This window comes from Pseudomonas sp. BNK-45, from assembly GCF_047456255.1.
Classification (GTDB): domain Bacteria; phylum Pseudomonadota; class Gammaproteobacteria; order Pseudomonadales; family Pseudomonadaceae; genus Aquipseudomonas.
Genome location: NZ_CP179909.1, coordinates 5,472,406 through 5,489,048, shown reverse-complemented (window position 1 = coordinate 5,489,048; position 16,643 = coordinate 5,472,406). Strand labels below are relative to the sequence as shown.

13 protein-coding genes are annotated in these 16,643 nt (G+C 62.0%); 8 read left to right on the top strand and 5 right to left on the bottom strand.

The window, feature by feature from the left end; genetic code table 11:
• The first annotated feature begins 21 nt into the window (after positions 1-21).
• The 6 genes from topA (at position 22) to ACMGG8_RS24730 (ending at position 6,387) form a co-directional block, all read left to right on the top strand.
• Complete coding sequence (gene topA / locus ACMGG8_RS24755) at positions 22-2,634, top strand: type I DNA topoisomerase (RefSeq protein ID WP_060838351.1); 2,613 nt, start codon at positions 22-24, stop codon at positions 2,632-2,634.
• A gap of 165 nt (positions 2,635-2,799) precedes the next feature.
• A complete protein-coding gene (locus tag ACMGG8_RS24750; protein ID WP_414158618.1) occupies positions 2,800-3,324 on the top strand; it encodes a DUF6586 family protein in 525 nt (174 codons plus the stop codon).
• Between the two features lie 50 nt (positions 3,325-3,374).
• On the top strand, positions 3,375-4,418 hold the full coding sequence (locus tag ACMGG8_RS24745) for a hypothetical protein (RefSeq protein ID WP_414158617.1): 1,044 nt from the start codon (positions 3,375-3,377) through the stop codon (positions 4,416-4,418).
• On the top strand, positions 4,418-5,434 hold the full coding sequence (locus ACMGG8_RS24740) for a hypothetical protein (protein ID WP_414158616.1): 1,017 nt from the start codon (positions 4,418-4,420) through the stop codon (positions 5,432-5,434). The genes ACMGG8_RS24745 and ACMGG8_RS24740 overlap by 1 nt, the downstream gene beginning before the upstream one ends.
• 3 nt (positions 5,435-5,437) lie before the next feature.
• Positions 5,438-5,995, top strand: a complete 558-nt coding sequence (locus tag ACMGG8_RS24735; RefSeq protein WP_060838355.1) for a LemA family protein — start codon at positions 5,438-5,440, stop codon at positions 5,993-5,995.
• Between the two features lie 158 nt (positions 5,996-6,153).
• Positions 6,154-6,387 carry a hypothetical protein gene (locus ACMGG8_RS24730; RefSeq protein WP_011060267.1) on the top strand — a complete coding sequence of 78 codons (234 nt, stop codon included), beginning with the start codon at positions 6,154-6,156 and terminating at the stop codon, positions 6,385-6,387.
• A gap of 107 nt (positions 6,388-6,494) precedes the next feature.
• Here the strand turns inward: ACMGG8_RS24730 and sulA are convergent, their stop codons facing one another.
• Both sulA and lexA read right to left on the bottom strand, forming a co-directional pair.
• Positions 6,495-6,968: an SOS-induced cell division inhibitor SulA gene (gene sulA / locus ACMGG8_RS24725; RefSeq protein ID WP_060838356.1), complete on the bottom strand. Its 474-nt coding sequence runs from the start codon at positions 6,966-6,968 to the stop codon at positions 6,495-6,497.
• Positions 6,969-6,978: 10 nt separating this feature from the next.
• Positions 6,979-7,584: a transcriptional repressor LexA gene (gene lexA, locus ACMGG8_RS24720; protein ID WP_060838357.1), complete on the bottom strand. Its 606-nt coding sequence runs from the start codon at positions 7,582-7,584 to the stop codon at positions 6,979-6,981.
• Positions 7,585-7,835: 251 nt separating this feature from the next.
• Between lexA and ACMGG8_RS24715 the strand changes: the two genes are divergently transcribed.
• Complete coding sequence (locus ACMGG8_RS24715) at positions 7,836-8,543, top strand: TetR/AcrR family transcriptional regulator (RefSeq protein WP_060838358.1); 708 nt, start codon at positions 7,836-7,838, stop codon at positions 8,541-8,543.
• Positions 8,544-8,726: 183 nt separating this feature from the next.
• A complete protein-coding gene (nagZ, locus tag ACMGG8_RS24710; RefSeq protein WP_414159981.1) occupies positions 8,727-9,725 on the top strand; it encodes a beta-N-acetylhexosaminidase in 999 nt (332 codons plus the stop codon).
• Between the two features lie 52 nt (positions 9,726-9,777).
• Here the strand turns inward: nagZ and ACMGG8_RS24705 are convergent, their stop codons facing one another.
• Genes ACMGG8_RS24705 through mfd form a run of 3 tightly spaced genes read right to left on the bottom strand, consistent with a single transcriptional unit; the run spans position 9,778 to position 16,506 of the window.
• On the bottom strand, positions 9,778-12,468 hold the full coding sequence (locus tag ACMGG8_RS24705; RefSeq protein WP_414158615.1) for a DEAD/DEAH box helicase: 2,691 nt from the start codon (positions 12,466-12,468) through the stop codon (positions 9,778-9,780).
• An 11-nt stretch (positions 12,469-12,479) separates the two neighbouring features.
• Positions 12,480-13,046 (bottom strand): CsiV family protein, encoded by a 567-nt coding sequence (locus ACMGG8_RS24700; RefSeq protein WP_060838361.1) that lies wholly within the window; start codon positions 13,044-13,046, stop codon positions 12,480-12,482.
• Between the two features lie 10 nt (positions 13,047-13,056).
• Positions 13,057-16,506 (bottom strand): transcription-repair coupling factor, encoded by a 3,450-nt coding sequence (gene mfd, locus ACMGG8_RS24695; RefSeq protein WP_016967096.1) that lies wholly within the window; start codon positions 16,504-16,506, stop codon positions 13,057-13,059.
• Between the last annotated feature and the right edge of the window lie 137 nt (positions 16,507-16,643).

Below are 16,643 nucleotides of genomic sequence, written 5' to 3'. Positions count from 1 at the left end.
AATTCAGGAATTTTCCGATCCATGGGCAAATCGCTGGTCATTGTGGAATCCCCGGCTAAGGCCAAGACCATCAACAAGTACTTGGGCAACCAATACGTGGTGAAGTCGAGTATCGGCCATATCCGAGACCTGCCCACCAGCGGTTCGGCCAGTGCCGCCAAAGAGCCGGCCGCCAAGCGTGGCAAGGCCGCTGCGGGCGAAACTGCGGCCCTGTCGCCGAAGGAAAAAGCGCGCAAGCAGTTGGTGTCGCGCATGGGCGTCGACCCCGAGCACGGCTGGAAGGCCAAGTACGAAATCCTTCCTGGCAAGGAAAAGGTCATCGAAGAGCTGCGCCGCCTTGCCAAGGATGCCGACACCATCTATCTCGCAACGGACTTGGACCGCGAAGGGGAGGCCATTGCCTGGCACCTGCGCGAAGCCATCGGCGGTGATGACAGCCGCTACAAGCGCGTGGTGTTCAACGAAATCACCAAGAAGGCGATCCAGGAAGCCTTCTCCCAGCCGGGCGAGCTGGACATTCATCGGGTCAACGCTCAGCAGGCCCGGCGTTTTCTTGACCGTGTGGTGGGCTACATGGTCTCCCCGCTGCTGTGGGCGAAGATTGCCCGTGGCCTGTCCGCCGGTCGTGTGCAGTCGGTAGCCGTGAAGCTGGTGGTGGAGCGCGAGCGTGAGATTCGCGCCTTCATTCCGGAAGAGTACTGGGAAGTCCACGCCGACCTGGGCACTGCCAAGGGCTCGAAGGTGCGCTTCGAAGTGGCTCGCGAGAACGGTGAAGCCTTCAAGCCGCTCAACGAAACCCAGGCCATGGCTGCCCTGGAGAAGCTCAAGGCTTCGGCCTACAGCGTCGCCAAGCGTGAAGACAAGCCCACCAGCAGCAAGCCGTCAGCGCCATTTATTACCTCCACCCTGCAGCAGGCCGCGAGCAACCGCCTGGGCTTCGGGGTGAAGAAGACCATGATGATGGCCCAGCGTCTGTATGAGGCCGGCTACATCACCTACATGCGTACCGACTCCACCAACCTCTCGGCTGATGCCGTGGCGATGGCGCGGACCTATATCGAAGACGAGTTCGGCAACAAGTACCTGCCGGCCTCGCCCAACGTCTACAGCAGCAAGGAAGGGGCCCAGGAGGCGCACGAAGCGATTCGTCCGTCCGACGTCAACACCCATCCAAGCAAACTGTCGGGCATGGAACGTGACGCCGAGCGGCTCTACGAGCTGATCTGGCGCCAGTTCGTCGCCTGCCAGATGCTGCCGGCGCAATACCTGTCCACCACCGTCAGCGTGGCTGCTGGGGACTTCGAGCTGCGCGCCAAGGGCCGCATCCTCAAGTTCGACGGCTACACCCGGGTCATGCCGCAGATCAGCAAGCCAGGTGATGACGATGTGCTGCCGGACATGGCCCAGGGCGAAGTGCTGAAGTTGATCAAGCTCGACCCAAGCCAGCACTTCACCAAGCCGCCAGCGCGCTATTCCGAAGCCAGCCTGGTGAAGGAAATGGAAAAACGCGGCATCGGTCGTCCTTCGACCTATGCGGCGATCATTTCGACCATTCAGGATCGCGGCTACGTAACCCTGCACAACCGTCGGTTCTATTCGGAAAAGATGGGTGACATCGTCACCGAACGTCTCTCCGAAAGCTTCTCCAATCTCATGGACTACGGCTTCACCGCCGGCATGGAAGAGAACCTCGATGACGTGGCCCAGGGCGAGCGCGACTGGAAGAACGTCCTTGACGAGTTCTACGGCGACTTCAAGAAGAAACTCGAAGTGGCCGAGGGCGCCGAAAGCGGCATGCGCGCCAACCAGCCGGTCATGACGGATATTCCATGCCTGACCTGCGGTCGGCCGATGCAGATTCGCACCGCCTCCACTGGTGTATTCCTCGGTTGCTCGGGCTACAGCCTGCCACCCAAGGAGCGTTGCAAGGCCACCGTCAACCTGGTGCCGGGCGACGAGATCGCCGCGGACGACGAGGGCGAATCCGAATCCCTGGTACTGCGTGGCAAGCACCGTTGCCCGATCTGCAGCACGGCGATGGACGCTTACCTGCTGGATGAAAAGCGCAAGCTGCACATCTGCGGCAACAACCCGGATTGCGCCGGCTACGAGATCGAAGAGGGCAGCTACCGGATCAAGGGCTACGAGGGCCCGAGCCTGGAATGTGACAAGTGCGGCAGCGAGATGCAGCTCAAGACCGGTCGTTTCGGCAAGTTCTTCGGTTGCACCAACGCCACTTGCAAGAACACCCGCAAGCTGCTGAAAAGCGGTGATGCGGCGCCGCCGAAGATGGATCCGGTGAAGATGCCTGAGCTGAAATGCGAGAAGGTCAACGACACCTACATCCTGCGCGACGGTGCTTCGGGCCTGTTCCTGGCTGCCAGCCAGTTCCCGAAAAACCGTGAAACCCGGGCGCCGTTGGTGCTGGAGTTGATCCCGCACAAGGACGAGATTGATCCGAAGTACCACTTCCTCTGCGAAGCACCGAAGAAGGACCCAGAGGGGCGTCCTGCGGTGGTGCGCTATAGCCGCAAGACCAAGGAGCAGTACGTGCAGACCGAGGTTGATGGCAAGCCTACCGGCTGGCGCGCGTTCTACGACGGTGGCACCTGGAAGGTCGAAGACAAGCGCTAGGCACTGATTGTGTCGAGGGGCTTGCTCCTCGCATTGGCGCCGTACAGGGCCGCATGATTCCGCCGGGAGTCATGCGGCCTTTCTTTTGCCTTGCGGTGCGCGGGAGTGATCCTTGAAACTGTGCCATCCGCATCTGGTTCTCTTCTTGTAGTGGAGGCTGCCTACATGGCCCACGAGCTCTATACCCGTACCAATCAGAAAATCTACTTTGCCGGCCTGGCGCTCGAAGCCCTGGCTCGGGCCGAAGAGGGGCGGGCGATGAATGCCCAGGCGCTGGTCCAGGCGGGGCGCGAGTCGGTGCTGTTCCATCTCTACGGTGCCTTGCTGGGGCTATGCCACGAGATCGCCGGGTTCTACCGTCTGCCACAGGCCAGTGCTGCCCGGGTCGAGCAGATCCTTAATCGTGAGGTGCTGGACAGCATTGCCATTCCCGAACTGGCGGAACTACTGGAGCTGGCGCAGAGTCCACAGGCCTGGCTGGCGCAACTGTTGTCCGCTTACAACGAGCTGTTTCAACCGCCGCGAGCGCCGCACAAGCCCAAGGGGGACGTGACCCAGCCGCTGATTGTGGCGGTCAATCTGGACGAGCCGGAGCCGGCGCCGGAACTGAGTCGGGAAGAACTGGAGAGCTGGCGGCAGAATCTCAAGGCCCTGGCCATTCGTTTTCGAGATGGCTTGAACGAGTGTTGAGCCTGAGCGTCGCTTGATGAGCGGCGCCTTCAATTGATCAAGGAAGATGCATGTTGTTCTTCTTGCGTGACCAGGCGCTGGTACGCCTGCTGGGCGATTGCCAGATGCGAGTCATCAACGCTCAGTCCAAGGCGGACCTGCTAGAGGTGCTTGACCGGCTGGAGGTATTCCCCGGCGGCCTGGCGTTCGATCATGCGCAGTCAATAACGCTTCTGGTGCTGGCGTTTGCTTCGCTTGCGGCTGCGTTGCTGATGGACGGCATGGGCGGGATGTTCTGGGTGTTTGTGGCTCTGTGTTTCTTCAGCTATCGGGTCAGCAAAGGTATCTCTGGGGTATCGACCGATCTGGCGGCGAGCATTACCCGCAAGTGCATGATGCTTGGCAATGACTTGAGGGAATTCGACAGTAGCGCCGACTGGCGCCTGAAGAGACTGGACAATGAGTTCACCGATTACCGTCGGGGCAGCGAGAGTGAGCGGCGCCGTATCCTGGACTCGCTCCAGGGAGTGTATCGAGGAGAGCGACATTCGCTGGCATTCGAGTATCACCAGCTTCGATATGTGATCTCCAGTTGGGAGCGCGGGGCCGGTGGAGACCTCAAGACGGTTTACACGAACTACCAGCGCTACAGTCTGGTGGTGGATTTTCCCTGGGTGAGAGAGCTTGCACTTCGATCCAGCCCTCTGGAAATACAGCTGCCGGGTCAGCCCTTCAAGACCGATCGCGAGGATTTCAATCAGACCTTTGTGCTGCGCGGCAATGACCCGGCCTCTTGTGAACGCTTCGCCACGCCTGCGACGCTGGACCTGCTGCTGGAACTTTCGCGTCAGCTTCATGGGGTCAATCTGGAGTTCTCTGGCCAGGGACGGCTCTGCCTGAGCTTCAACAACGAAGACATCATGGCCCATGCCGATCCGGGGGCGTTGAGTGATCTGACGGTCTTTCGTGAGCGGATCGAGGCGGGCATCGAGTTGCCGAAGCTGTATCCGCTGTTGGGGTTGATAGAGCGACTGGCCTGGCAGCACGACGGTCATGCTGTTGCTGCTGTCGTCCCACAGGTTGTGGACTCCAGCGAATTGATCAAGGAAGAGTGATGCAGTTTCTCAAGCATGATGCCGAGCTGGTCCGGTTGTTGGCCACTTGCGACGCCGAGGTGGCGCGGGCCAGGACCAACGACGACCTGTTGCAGGTCATCGGCAGGCTCCAATCCTTCAAGGGCGGCTTGAAGTTCGATCATGCCCAGCCCCTGGTGCTGGTGATGCTGGCGATTGTTTCAGCGATCCCGGCCATGGCAGGCGTGGTGGTGATGTGGTTCATCGCGGCGTGTTTAGGCGTTGCCAGTCTGATCATCTGGATGAGTCGTAAAGCCGCTGTTGATGAGTTGCCTAAGAGGATCGCTCGTCGATGTTCATTCCTCAGTAATGGCCTTTCGGACCCGGGTGGAACAGCTGAAGAGCGTTTCACGCAGCTGAGCGGCGAGTTCGAGGACTATGAACGCGGTAACGACAGCCGCCGCATCGTGGACTCCGCCGCGGGAACCTACCAGGGTGCGCGCCATCAGTTGCCCTTTGTCTTTCACCACTTGCGTTATGTGAATTCCCACTACAAATCCAAATCCGATGGCGAAAGTGAACGGGTTTACGAGAGCTTCGATCGTTTCAGCCTGGTGGTGGATTTTCCCTGGGTCACGGGCGTGATGGTGTGCAGTGATCTGCCGAAGAAAAAGCGTACAAAGCGTAAAGTCTTCGAGACCACTTCTGATGACTTCAACAGAAGCTTCACTTTCACCGGTGACAGTGAGCTGGCCTGTGCCAAGTTCGCGACCCCTACCACCCTGGCTTTTTTGCTGAGGCTGTGCCGGCGGCTGAAGAAGGTGAACCTGGAATTTTCCAATGAGGGGCGTCTGTGCCTGAGCTTCGATGACGCCGAGGTCATGGCCTACAAAGATCCTGGGACCTTCGAGGACTTATCGGGGTTCTACGCCAATATCAAGCAGGGACTGGAGTTGCCAGGTCTGTTTCCGGTGCTGGCGCTGGTGCATGAACTGGCGGAATTGCATGACAACAATTTCGACCTTCCGATGAAGGTCGCTGATGAAATGGAGCAATAGGGTATGGAGTTGTTGTTGGTCATTGCGATCGCCTTGGGCGTTCTGGCCTATGTGCACTACAACAAGATCGTCAGCGCACACAACCGCGCCCAGCGAGCCTGGTCGGACGTGCTGACCTACCAGCGGCAGCGAATCAAGGTGCTGGATCTGCTGGAACCGCAAGTGGCCGGTTTTCAGGCGTATGAGAGCCAACTGCTGGAGAAGATCGTTGGCTTGCGTAGCGCCATTGGCAGCTTGCCATCTGCTGCCGATGGCGATGCGTTGAAGTCGGTCGACGAGGGCAGCAAAGCCCTGTTGGGGGGCTTGAACCTGGCGTTTGAGGCCTATCCGGATCTCAAGTCCGCCACCCTGTTGAGCAACCTGATGCGTGAGGTTGCCGAGCAGGAAGGCAATATCGGTGGAGCCATCACTCTGTTCAACCTGAATGTGGAGCATTTCAACAACTCCATTCAGATGTTCCCCGGTTCCTTGGTTAATCGGTTGAGCTTGAACAAGTCGTTGATCACGCCATTTTCCGACAGCCAGGCTTCGGCGGGTTTTGAATACAAGCCGAATTTCTGAGGCGGGCTGGCACGGTGTTTTGAGGGCTGCAGTGCCGCATTTCTTAATGGGAGCAGGTGCTCGTGCCTGTTGAACAGCGCCACGTCTGGTGCAAGATCCTGAGCGGGGCGGGGGTGATGACTGATATAATCCCCGCCTTTCGTGGAGATCAGACCTTTATGCCAACGTCCTTTCTAGAAATTGTCGAGTTGCCAGACGGCCGTATTGAGCTGCGCAGAGCTGAGGACGAGGGTTCTCTGGTTACTTTGGATTTCTCCGAGGATGCCAAAGCCTTTTTGCAAGGTCAGCATGTCGAGGTGGCCAAGGCCATGTTGAGCGTCGGTGTGCAGATGGCCGGACGCCTGGTGGAGGGTGAAATCGACAAGGAAGACGGTCCGCGGGTTCTTCACTAAGCCCGTTTATCGGTTTTCTTCCGGTTGTTCGTCATATTTTTCTCGGCTTCTCAATCCTGGAGAAGCCTCGTGCTTTTCAAGCGCATTGTGTAGTGACTTCCCGGTGTTTATCCCAGGCGAATATTCAGGCTTTGCGCATCGCCCGTGCGTGCGGCGCTGATCAACTGTTGCCGTGCGCTAGTGCTCAATGGGTTCAGCCAACTGACCACTGTGTGGCTGCGCCCCAGGCGCAGGGCCTCGCAAGCCAGTTGCTGTGGGCTCTGAGAGCCTCGGGGGTGAAGCAGCAGGATGCGTTCGCGATTCAGGCCAGCATCCCGCAGCCAGCTTTGGGTCAGGCTTGAGGGCGGGGCGATCAAGGTCAGCCACCGGGCGTCCTGCTCCTGGCTCAACTCTCTGAGGATGGGTGCCAGGAGGTTCAGGCAGTTCCCGGCGGCGCCGCGTAACGACAGTTCGCTGAAAGCCTCTGGATCTTTATTCCAGGGCGACTCGGCCACTTCTTTGAGCGCAGGCGCCAATGGCTGGGCCAGGAACGCTTCAAACAACGGCAGTTGGGCTTGCTGTGGTGTATGGGGGAACTGCATGGAGCCTCCTTTAGCGGCGAATGACGCCGACACTCAAGCCTTCGATCACCAGCTCCTGATCTTTCAGGTTGACTTCGATGGGGGCGAAATCAGGGTTTTCGGCGATCAGCCAGACTTTGCTGCCTTCGCGCTTGAAGCGCTTGACCGTGACTTCATCGCCGATGCGTGCCACCACCACCTGGCCGTTGCGGGCCTCGCGGGTGGTATGCACTGCCAGCAGGTCACCGTCGAAGATGCCAATGTCCTTCATGCTCATGCCGTTGACCCGAAGCAGGTAGTCGGCGCGCGGATGGAAGAAGGTCGGGTTGATGTTGCAGGATTCTTCAATGTGCTGCTGGGCGAGGATGGGGGCGCCAGCGGCAACGCGGCCGATGATGGGCAGCGTGTCGTCGGGCTTGGCTTCGAAGCCCGGGATGCGGATGCCGCGAGAGGCTCCAGGGGTCATCTCGATGGCGCCTTTGCGGGCCAGGGCCTTGAGGTGTTCTTCGGCGGCGTTGGGCGACTTGAAACCCAGCTCCTGGGCGATCTCGGCGCGGGTGGGCGGATAGCCGTTGTCTTCAAGGCAGCGTTTGATAAAAGCCAGAATCTCAGCTTGGCGTGGCGTCAGTTTTAGCATGTCGATCGCTCTGTCTTTTTATACAGTGACTGGGATTATATACAGTGAACGTCGCTTGGCAATCCTCCATTTGCCGTGGTCAGCCGGGCGGTTGTCATTGCGGGGTAGCAATCCAGCACTCAAGGCTGGCTACAGACCGCGGCAGGTATGATTAAATAGCGCGCCGGACGGCCTTCGCAGGGGCGCGCGGACTTGACATTGATGAGCCTGAAACGTATGTTTCAAACAAGTGTTTGTCAGGCGGAGTAGCCATGGCCCAGTCGGAAACCGTTGAACGCATTCTCGATGCTGCCGAGCAGTTGTTCGCGGAAAAAGGTTTTGCCGAAACCTCGTTGCGGCTGATTACCAGCAAGGCCGGGGTCAACCTGGCAGCGGTCAACTATCATTTCGGTTCCAAAAAGGCCCTGATCCAGGCGGTGTTCTCGCGCTTCCTCGGGCCGTTCTGCGTCAGTCTCGATCGTGAGCTGGAGCGGCGTCAGTCCAAGCCGGACAGCAAGCCGAGCCTGGAAGAACTACTGGAGATCCTGGTCGAGCAGGCGTTGGTGGTGCAGCCACGCAGCGGCAACGACCTGTCGATTTTCATGCGTTTGCTGGGGCTGGCTTTCAGCCAGAGCCAGGGGCATCTGCGGCGTTATCTGGAAGACATGTACGGCAAGGTGTTTCGCCGCTACATGCTGCTGGTCAACGAGGCGGCGCCACGTATTCCGCCCATCGAATTGTTCTGGCGTGTGCATTTCATGCTGGGTGCCGCGGCGTTCAGCATGTCCGGAATCAAGGCGTTGCGGGCGATTGCCGAAACCGATTTCGGGGTCAACACCTCCATCGAACAGGTGATGCGCTTGATGGTGCCTTTCCTCGCTGCCGGCATGCGTGCCGAAACTGGCGTCACCGACGAAGCCATGGCCAGCGCCCAGCTCAAGCCGCGCAGCAAAACCGCTCCGGCAGCTGCCAAGGCGTGATCCCACGGGTGGGCGCGACTGCTTACATCCGCTAAGCTAGCCGCCCATGCCGATTCTCGTTTCATATCCCCGTGCCTTCCTTGTGCCGACGCTGCTTGCCCCGGCCGCATCCCCGTGGGTGTGGCCTCGTCGGCGTTGCCTGGAAGGCATCGTAGTGCTTAAGGAATTTCTATGACCGCTGGCCTGCAAGGCTCCTTGATGGTGGACGTCGCCGGTACCTGGCTGACGGCTGAAGATCGCCAACTCCTGCGTCAGCCGCAGGTGGGCGGGCTGATCATTTTCGCTCGGAATATCGAGCACCCACGCCAGGTGCGCGAACTGAGCGCGGCGATCCGGGCGATCCGCCCGGACCTGCTGCTGGCGGTGGATCAGGAAGGTGGTCGGGTGCAGCGATTGCGTCAGGGCTTTGTCCGTCTGCCGGCGATGCGTGCCCTGGCCGACAACCCGAATGCCGAGTACCTGGCCGAACAGTGTGGCTGGATCATGGCCACCGAGGTCCTGGCGGTGGGCCTGGACCTGAGCTTTGCCCCAGTCCTGGATCTGGATCACCAGCGCAGCGCGGTGGTGGGCAGCCGGGCTTTCGAGGGCGATCCGGAGCGCGCGGCGCTGTTGGCCGGTGCCTTTATCCGCGGCATGAACAGCGCCGGGATGGCGGCCACCGGCAAGCATTTCCCCGGGCATGGCTGGGCCGAGGCCGACTCCCATGTGGCGATTCCCAATGACGAGCGCAGCCTGGACGAGATCCGCGCCAAGGACCTGCTGCCGTTCGCCCGCTTGAGCAAGCAGTTGGCGGCAGTGATGCCGGCCCATGTCATCTATCCGCAGGTCGACCCGCAGCCGGCCGGTTTCTCCCGACGCTGGCTGCAGGACATCCTGCGTGGCGAGTTGCAGTTCGACGGGGTCATCTTCAGCGACGACCTGTCCATGGCCGGTGCCCATGTCGTCGGCGATGCGGCAAGCCGGATCGAGGCGGCCCTGGCGGCCGGTTGTGACATGGGGCTGGTGTGCAACGATCGCGCCGCGGCCGAGCTGGCCCTGAGCGCCGCCCAGCGCCTGAAGGTGCAGCCGTCGCCACGCCTGGCCCGGATGCGCGGCCAGGCGTTCGCCAATCTCGAATACAAGCAGGACCCGCGCTGGCTCGCGGCTCTTGAAGCGCTGAAGACTGCGCAGTTGATCGATTGAGGCGGTATGGCACGGCACCGCATGTTGCTCGGTGCCCGTGCATTGACCGGCCTCAACGGCCGGTTTTCTTGTCCGGCAAGGGCGCGAACAGGGCTTCGATGTCTTCGCTCTGCAGCTTCCAGTCGCCGGCCGTGCGCCCGTCCAGCACGCCTGCCGCCAGGTCCGATTTCTCCTGTTGCAGGTGTTGGATCTTCTCTTCCACGGTGCCGCGGGCGATCAGCTTGTAGACGAATACCGGCTTTTCCTGGCCAATGCGGTAGGCGCGGTCGGTGGCCTGGCTCTCGGTCGCCGGGTTCCACCACGGATCGTAGTGGATCACGGTGTCGGCCTCGGTCAGGTTGAGACCCACGCCGCCAGCCTTGAGGCTGATCAGGAAGATCTGCAGCTTGCCGCTCTGGAAATCCCGCACCGGCGTGCGCCGATCCCGGGTCTGGCCGGTGAGCAGGGCGTAGGCAACGTTGCGTCGTTTCAGTTCGGCCTCGATCAGGCTCAACATCGAGGTGAACTGGGAAAACAGCAGAATGCGTCGACCTTCCTCAAACAGCTCCTCGAGCATCTCCATCAGGCTGTCCAGCTTGCCCGAGGAGCTGCCGCGCGCCGGTGGCGAGTCATTGACCAGGCGCAGGTCGCAGCACACCTGGCGCAGTTTGAGCAGGGCTTCGAGGATGATGATCTGGCTGCGGGCCACGCCCTTGCGGGTGATTTCGTCGCGGACTTTCTTGTCCATGGCCAGGCGCATGGTTTCGTAGACGTCCCGTTGCGCCTCGTTGAGTTCGACCCAGTGGATGATCTCGGTCTTGGGCGGCAGCTCAGTGGCCACTTGCTCCTTGGTGCGGCGCAGCAGGAAGGGTTTGATCCGGCCGTTGAGGTGTTGCAGGCGCACGTCGCTGGCGTGCTTTTCGATCGGCACCCGGTAGTCGCGGTTGAAGCTCTTGGCATCGCCAAGCCAGCCCGGCAACAGGAAGTGAAACAGTGACCAGAGCTCCCCCAGATGGTTTTCCAAAGGCGTGCCGGACAGGCATAGGCGCTGCCGGGCATTGAGTTCGCGAGCGGCCTGGGCGGCCTTGCTCGACGGGTTCTTGATGTACTGCGCCTCATCGAGAATCAGCACGTGCAAGGGTTGCGCGGCCAGCAGTTCGACGTCCTTGGGCAGCAGCGCGTAGGTGGTCAGCAGCAGGTCGTAGTCGGCCAGTTGCGCGAAGTGTTTCTTGCGCCCCGCGCCATACAGCGCCAGAACCTTGAGTTGCGGGGTGAAGTGCGCCGCCTCGTCCAGCCAGTTGGGAATCAGGCTGGTGGGCATCACCACCATGCACGGCCGGTCCAGGCGCCCGGCATTCTTCTCGCTGAGGATGTGTGCCAGGGTCTGCAGGGTTTTGCCCAGGCCCATGTCATCGGCGAGGATGCCGCCCACTTCCAGTTGGCGCAGGGACTGCATCCAGCTCAAGCCTTCCTGCTGATAGGGGCGCAGGGTGGCATTCAACCCTTCTGGCACCGGCGCCGAGTAGTCCTTGATGTCGCGCAGGCGCTGGGCAAAGGTGCGGATATGCTCGCCACCTTCCCAGAGCAGCGGCAGGTCCTGCAGCGGGTTGAGGCGGGTGGCGTCGGCGCTGCTCAGGCGCAGGGTGGTTTCGCCGGGCTCTTGCAGGTAGAACTCCCCCAGAGTGGCCAGCACCGGCTTCAGGCGCCCATAGGGCAGCGCCACTTGCAGCGGGCCGTGCAAGGAGTTGGGGCGGTGGGGAATGTTCACCAGGATCAGCTCGTCGTCGCGGCGCTTGGCCAGGCGTTCACGGTTGAGGATCTCGGTGTGGGAGCGCATCAGGTTGAGCAGGATCGGCAGCAGGCTCAGGCGTTCGCCATTGACGATGATCCCCAGTTCCAGATCGAACCAGTCGCGCCCGGGGGCTTCGTCGACGCTGGCATACCAGTCGTCCACTGCGGTCAGGTCGAAGCCGAAGCCATCGTCGATCTGCAGTTCCCAGCCCTGGCTGCGCAGTTTGGGCAGTTCATTCAGGGTGAAGGTCAGCCAGGCGCTGTCGTTGACCATCTCGAACAGTTCGCCGGCGCTTTCCGGCAGGGCCTTGCTCTGCCGGGTGGCGATCTTGAAGCCCAGGCTGCGCAACTGTTCGCGCCAGCCTTGCTCCAGTTCTGGCTGGCGCTTGATGCGCAGGCTCTGGTGTTCCTGGCGGATGATCACATCGGCATTCTTCGGGCCGCTGACGTACTCGCCCCCGTAGTTGAACGACAGCGCGGCGCGGTGCTGGATGTAGCGCTGCATCTTGCCGTTGCGCGGTTCGAAGGCACTGAACTCGATGCTGGCCAGCCACAGGCGCGGTACTGGACGCACGTCCTCCAGCAGCACCTGGGGCAGGGCGGCGGGGCGACGGCTGTCGAGCACGGCAGAGAGTTTCTCCAGCAGCTCGGCGTCCTTGGCTGCCGCCGGGTAGGCCAGGGTTTCTTCCACTTGCAGCAAGACGGCGACCACATGTTTGCAGTTGCTGCGTACCGGGCAGGTGCAATGGGTGTCGATCAGCAGCAGGCTGCCCTTGCTCGACTCGCGCAAGTTGATGCTCTGCCGGTAGACATTGCCACTGGAACCCTCGCAGCTGGCGGTGATAGCGCTGTCTGCGGCGCTGACGATGCGCACGCGCTTTTCCAGGGCATAACGCCGGCCGCGCTCCAAGGTTTGTTCCTTGAAGCGGTTGACCCAGGACGGGGCCAGGGGTTTGGTCAGGGGCGGGCTCATAGGGACTTCGATCAGTCCGGTATTTCAGTTGGAGCGGGGCGAGGTGCCGGTGCGGTGAGCGAGGTGATCTTGATCAGCAGGGCCAGATGGCCGTTGTCCAGGTAGTTGAGCTGGCCGTTCTTGGTGTGGCTTTGCTGTTTCAGGCGTTCGCTGCGGGTGACCAGGCCATTGCTGTCGATCTGGTTGATCCAGAAGTCCGCGTCGACATCGGTGAAGCGCCCGAGCTTGAGGTTCAGAGTGCCTTCGATGGGGAACTGGCCGAACTGTTCCGGACCGTCGCTGAGGGCCACCTTGACCGGGGTTTCCCCTAGTGTCTGCTGCCAGGCCTTGTGCAGCAGCACGCTGTAGTTGCCACTGGCGTTGAGCTTGTCGACGATCCCGCCCAGGGCGGGCGTGCGCTGGCTGTCGGGGCTCAGGTGTTGAGCGCCGGCGGCCCAGTCTTCGGGAGCGGCGCGGCTGAGGATCTGCGGCTCGGCGTTCTGCCGGACAAGGATCATTTCCACCTGATACAGGTCGTCGGCAAACGCCATGGGCGCGACCAGGGTCAGGAGCAGGGTCAGGGAGCGGAACAGGCGCATGGGGCGTCCTTCAAGCAGTTTTCGGGGTGAGGCGTTCAAACAGTGCCTCCAATGTATTAAAGCGCTCTTCCGGGCGCTCCATCGGCACCATGAACTTGAACAGGGTTGCGCCTTCGAATTTGTAGCGTTTGGGTTGGCTCTGGATCAGCTTGATCAGCGCCAAGGGGTCTACCGGAGTGTCCGCGGCGAATTCGATACGCCCGCCTTGCGGGCCGCCATCGACCTTCTTGATCCCCAGGGTCTCGGCCTGGAGCTTCAGCAGGGTCAGGCGGATCAGGTTCTTGGTCGGCTCGGGCAGCAGGCCGAAGCGGTCGATCATTTCCACCTGCAGGTCCTTCAGGCCGTCTTCGTCGGTGGCGGAGGCGATGCGCTTGTAGAGAATCAGGCGCGCGTGCACATCCGGCAGGTAGTCCTCGGGAATCAGCGCCGGCAGGCGCAGGTTGATTTCCGGCCCGCCGCCCAGGGGCTGGTCGAGGTTCGGCTGTTCGCCCTTGCGGATGGCTTTTACCGCGCGCTCGAGCATCTCCATATAAAGGGTGAAGCCCACCGCCTGGATCTGCCCGCTCTGGCCGTCGCCCAGCAGTTCGCCGGCGCCGCGGATCTCCAGGTCGTTGGTGGCCAGGACAAAGCCGGCCCCCAGGTCCTGGGTATTGGCGATGGCTTCCAGGCGCTTTTCCGCGTCCGGGGTGATCTGCTGGCGCGGTGGCGTCAAGAGGTACGCGTAGGCCTGGTGGTGGCTGCGTCCGACCCGGCCGCGCAACTGGTGCAGTTGGGCCAGGCCGAACTTGTCGGCGCGCTCGATGATGATGGTGTTGGCGCTGGGTACGTCGATCCCGGTCTCGATGATGGTCGAGGCGATCAGCACGTTGAAGCGCTTGTGGTAGAAGTCGCTCATCACCTGTTCGAGTTCGCGTTCGCGCATCTGCCCGTGGCCGATGCCGATCCGGGCTTCGGGCACCAGTTCGGCCAGCTCGGCGGCGCATTTCTCGATGGTCTTCACGTCGTTGTGCAGGTAGTACACCTGGCCGCCACGCAGCAGTTCGCGCAGAAGGGCCTCTTTGACCGTGCTCTTGTTCTGCTCCATGACGAAGGTCCGCACCGACAGGCGGCGGGCCGGCGGGGTGGCGATGATCGACAGGTCGCGCATGCCCGAGACCGCCATGTTCAGGGTCCGCGGGATCGGCGTGGCGGTCAGGGTGAGGATGTCGACTTCGCTGCGCAGGGCCTTGAGCTGTTCTTTCTGGCGCACGCCGAAACGGTGTTCTTCGTCGATGATCACCAGCCCCAGGTTCTTGATCTTCACATCGTCCTGCAACAGCTTGTGGGTGCCGATGACGATGTCGATCTTGCCTTCGGCCAGGTCCGCCACCGCGGCGTTCACTTCCTTGGCAGACTTGAAGCGGCTCATCACTTCCACGGTCACCGGCCAGTCGGCGAAGCGGTCGCGGAAGCTGTTGTAGTGCTGTTGGGCGAGCAGGGTGGTGGGCACCAGGATCGCCACCTGCTTGCCGCCGTGGACCGCAATGAACGCGGCGCGCATGGCCACTTCGGTCTTGCCGAAGCCGACGTCGCCGCACACCAGGCGGTCCATCGGCTTGCCCGAGAGCATGTCCTCGCGCACCGCTTCGATGGTGCTCTGCTGGTCTGGGGTTTCCTCGAAGGGGAAGCCGGCGCTGAAGGTGGCGTAGTCGGCCTTCGGATCGGCGAAGGCGTAACCTTCGCGGGCGGCGCGGCGGGCATAGATGTCCAGCAGCTCGGCGGCCACATCGCGGACTTGCTCGGCGGCCTTGCGCTTGGCTTTCTGCCAGGCTTCCGAGCCCAGGCGGTGCAACGGTGCCAGGGCGTCGTCGCTGCCGGTGTAGCGGGCGATCAGGTGCAGGTTGGCCACGGGCACGTAGAGCTTGGCGCCCTCGGCGTACTCCAGGGTCAGGAACTCGGCGGCCTGGTTGTCGATCTCCAGGGTCGCCAGGCCCAGGTAGCGGCCGACACCGTGGTCGATGTGCACCACCGGCGCGCCTTCACGCAGCTCGGTGAGGTTCTTGATCACTGCATCGTTATTGGCGTCGGCGCGTTTTTCCCGGCGCCGGCGCTGCATCACCCGCTGGCCGAACAGTGGGCTCTCGGCCACCAGGGCCAGGGCCGGATCGTCCAGCACCAGGCCTTCGTCCAGGGGCGCGATGGTGATCGCCAGGCGTTCCTTGCTGGCGACGAAGTCCGGCCAGCTGTCGACGGTCTTGGGGCGCAGCTTGAGGCGTTCCAGCAACTCCAGCAGCACTTCCCGGCGGCCGGCGGATTCGGCAGTGAACAGCACCCGGCCGGGGAACTCGTCGAGGAAGCCCGAGAGCGCCGCCAGCGGCTGGTTGGCCTTGGCTTCGATGGCCAGGTTGGGCAGTTCGTGGGCCGGAAAGCGCTCGCGACCGACGCCGGTTTCGATGTCCTGCTGGCTGGCCACCACCCGTGGCCAGTTCTTCAGGCGGGCGAAGCAGTCTTCTACCGGCAGGAACAGTTCGGCCGGCGGCAGGAGCGGGCGCGAAGGGTCGACGCGGCGTTCTTCGTAACGGTTGCGTACATCGTTCCAGAAGTTTTCCGCGGCCTGTTCGATGCCCGGCAGGGAGAACACCTGGGTGTCCTGGGGCAGGTAGTCGAACAGGGTCGAGGTCTCTTCGAAGAACAGCGGCAGGTAGTACTCGATACCGGCCGGGGTAATCCCGCTGCTCAGGTCCTGGAAGATCGGGCAGCGGCGGAAGTCCACGTCGAAGCGTTCGCGAAAGCGTGCCTTGAAACGGGTTACCGCTTCTTTCTGCAGGGGGAATTCCTTGGCCGGCAGCAGGCGCACCGAGTCGACCTTGTCGATGGAGCGCTGGTTCTCCGGGTCGAAGGTGCGCAGGGTTTCGATTTCGTCGTCGAACAGATCGATGCGGTACGGCAGCTTGCTGCCCATGGGGAACAGGTCGATCAGCGCGCCGCGCACGGTGAATTCGCCGTGCTCGTAGACCGTGTCGACGTAGCGGTAGCCGCTGGCCTCCAGGCGCGTACGCATCTGTTCCACATCGAGCTTCTGGCCGACATCCAGCACCAGGCTGCTGCCCAGCAGGAACTGGGTTGGCGCCAGGCGATGCAGGGCGGTGGTAATCGGCACCACCAGCACGCCGTGCTCCAGCTCCGGCAGCCGGTAGAGGCTGGCGATGCGCTGGGAGATGATGTCCTGGTGCGGCGAGAACAGGTCGTAGGGCAGGGTTTCCCAATCGGGGAAATGCAGCACCGGCAAGTCCGGGGCGAAGAAGCTCAGCTCCTGTTCCAGCCGGTCAGCGCTTTGGCTGTCGGCGGTCAGCAGGAGGGTAAAGCGCTTGGCAGCGCTGGCGGCTTCGGCGATGGCCAGGCTCAGGGCGGCACCGGGCAGGTTGCCCCAATGCTGTTTACCGGCGGCGGCGGGGAGTAGCGGTAGACGCAGGACGGGCACGGACGGTCAAGCTCCAAGCGTTGCGACGAAAGTCGGTAATTGTAACGGCCCCGGGTGGCCACTGTCAGTGGCTGATGCGTCTATTACGCCGGTCCGGGCAAATGTAGTGGCTATGACAACAAAATGTGCTTTTTGGG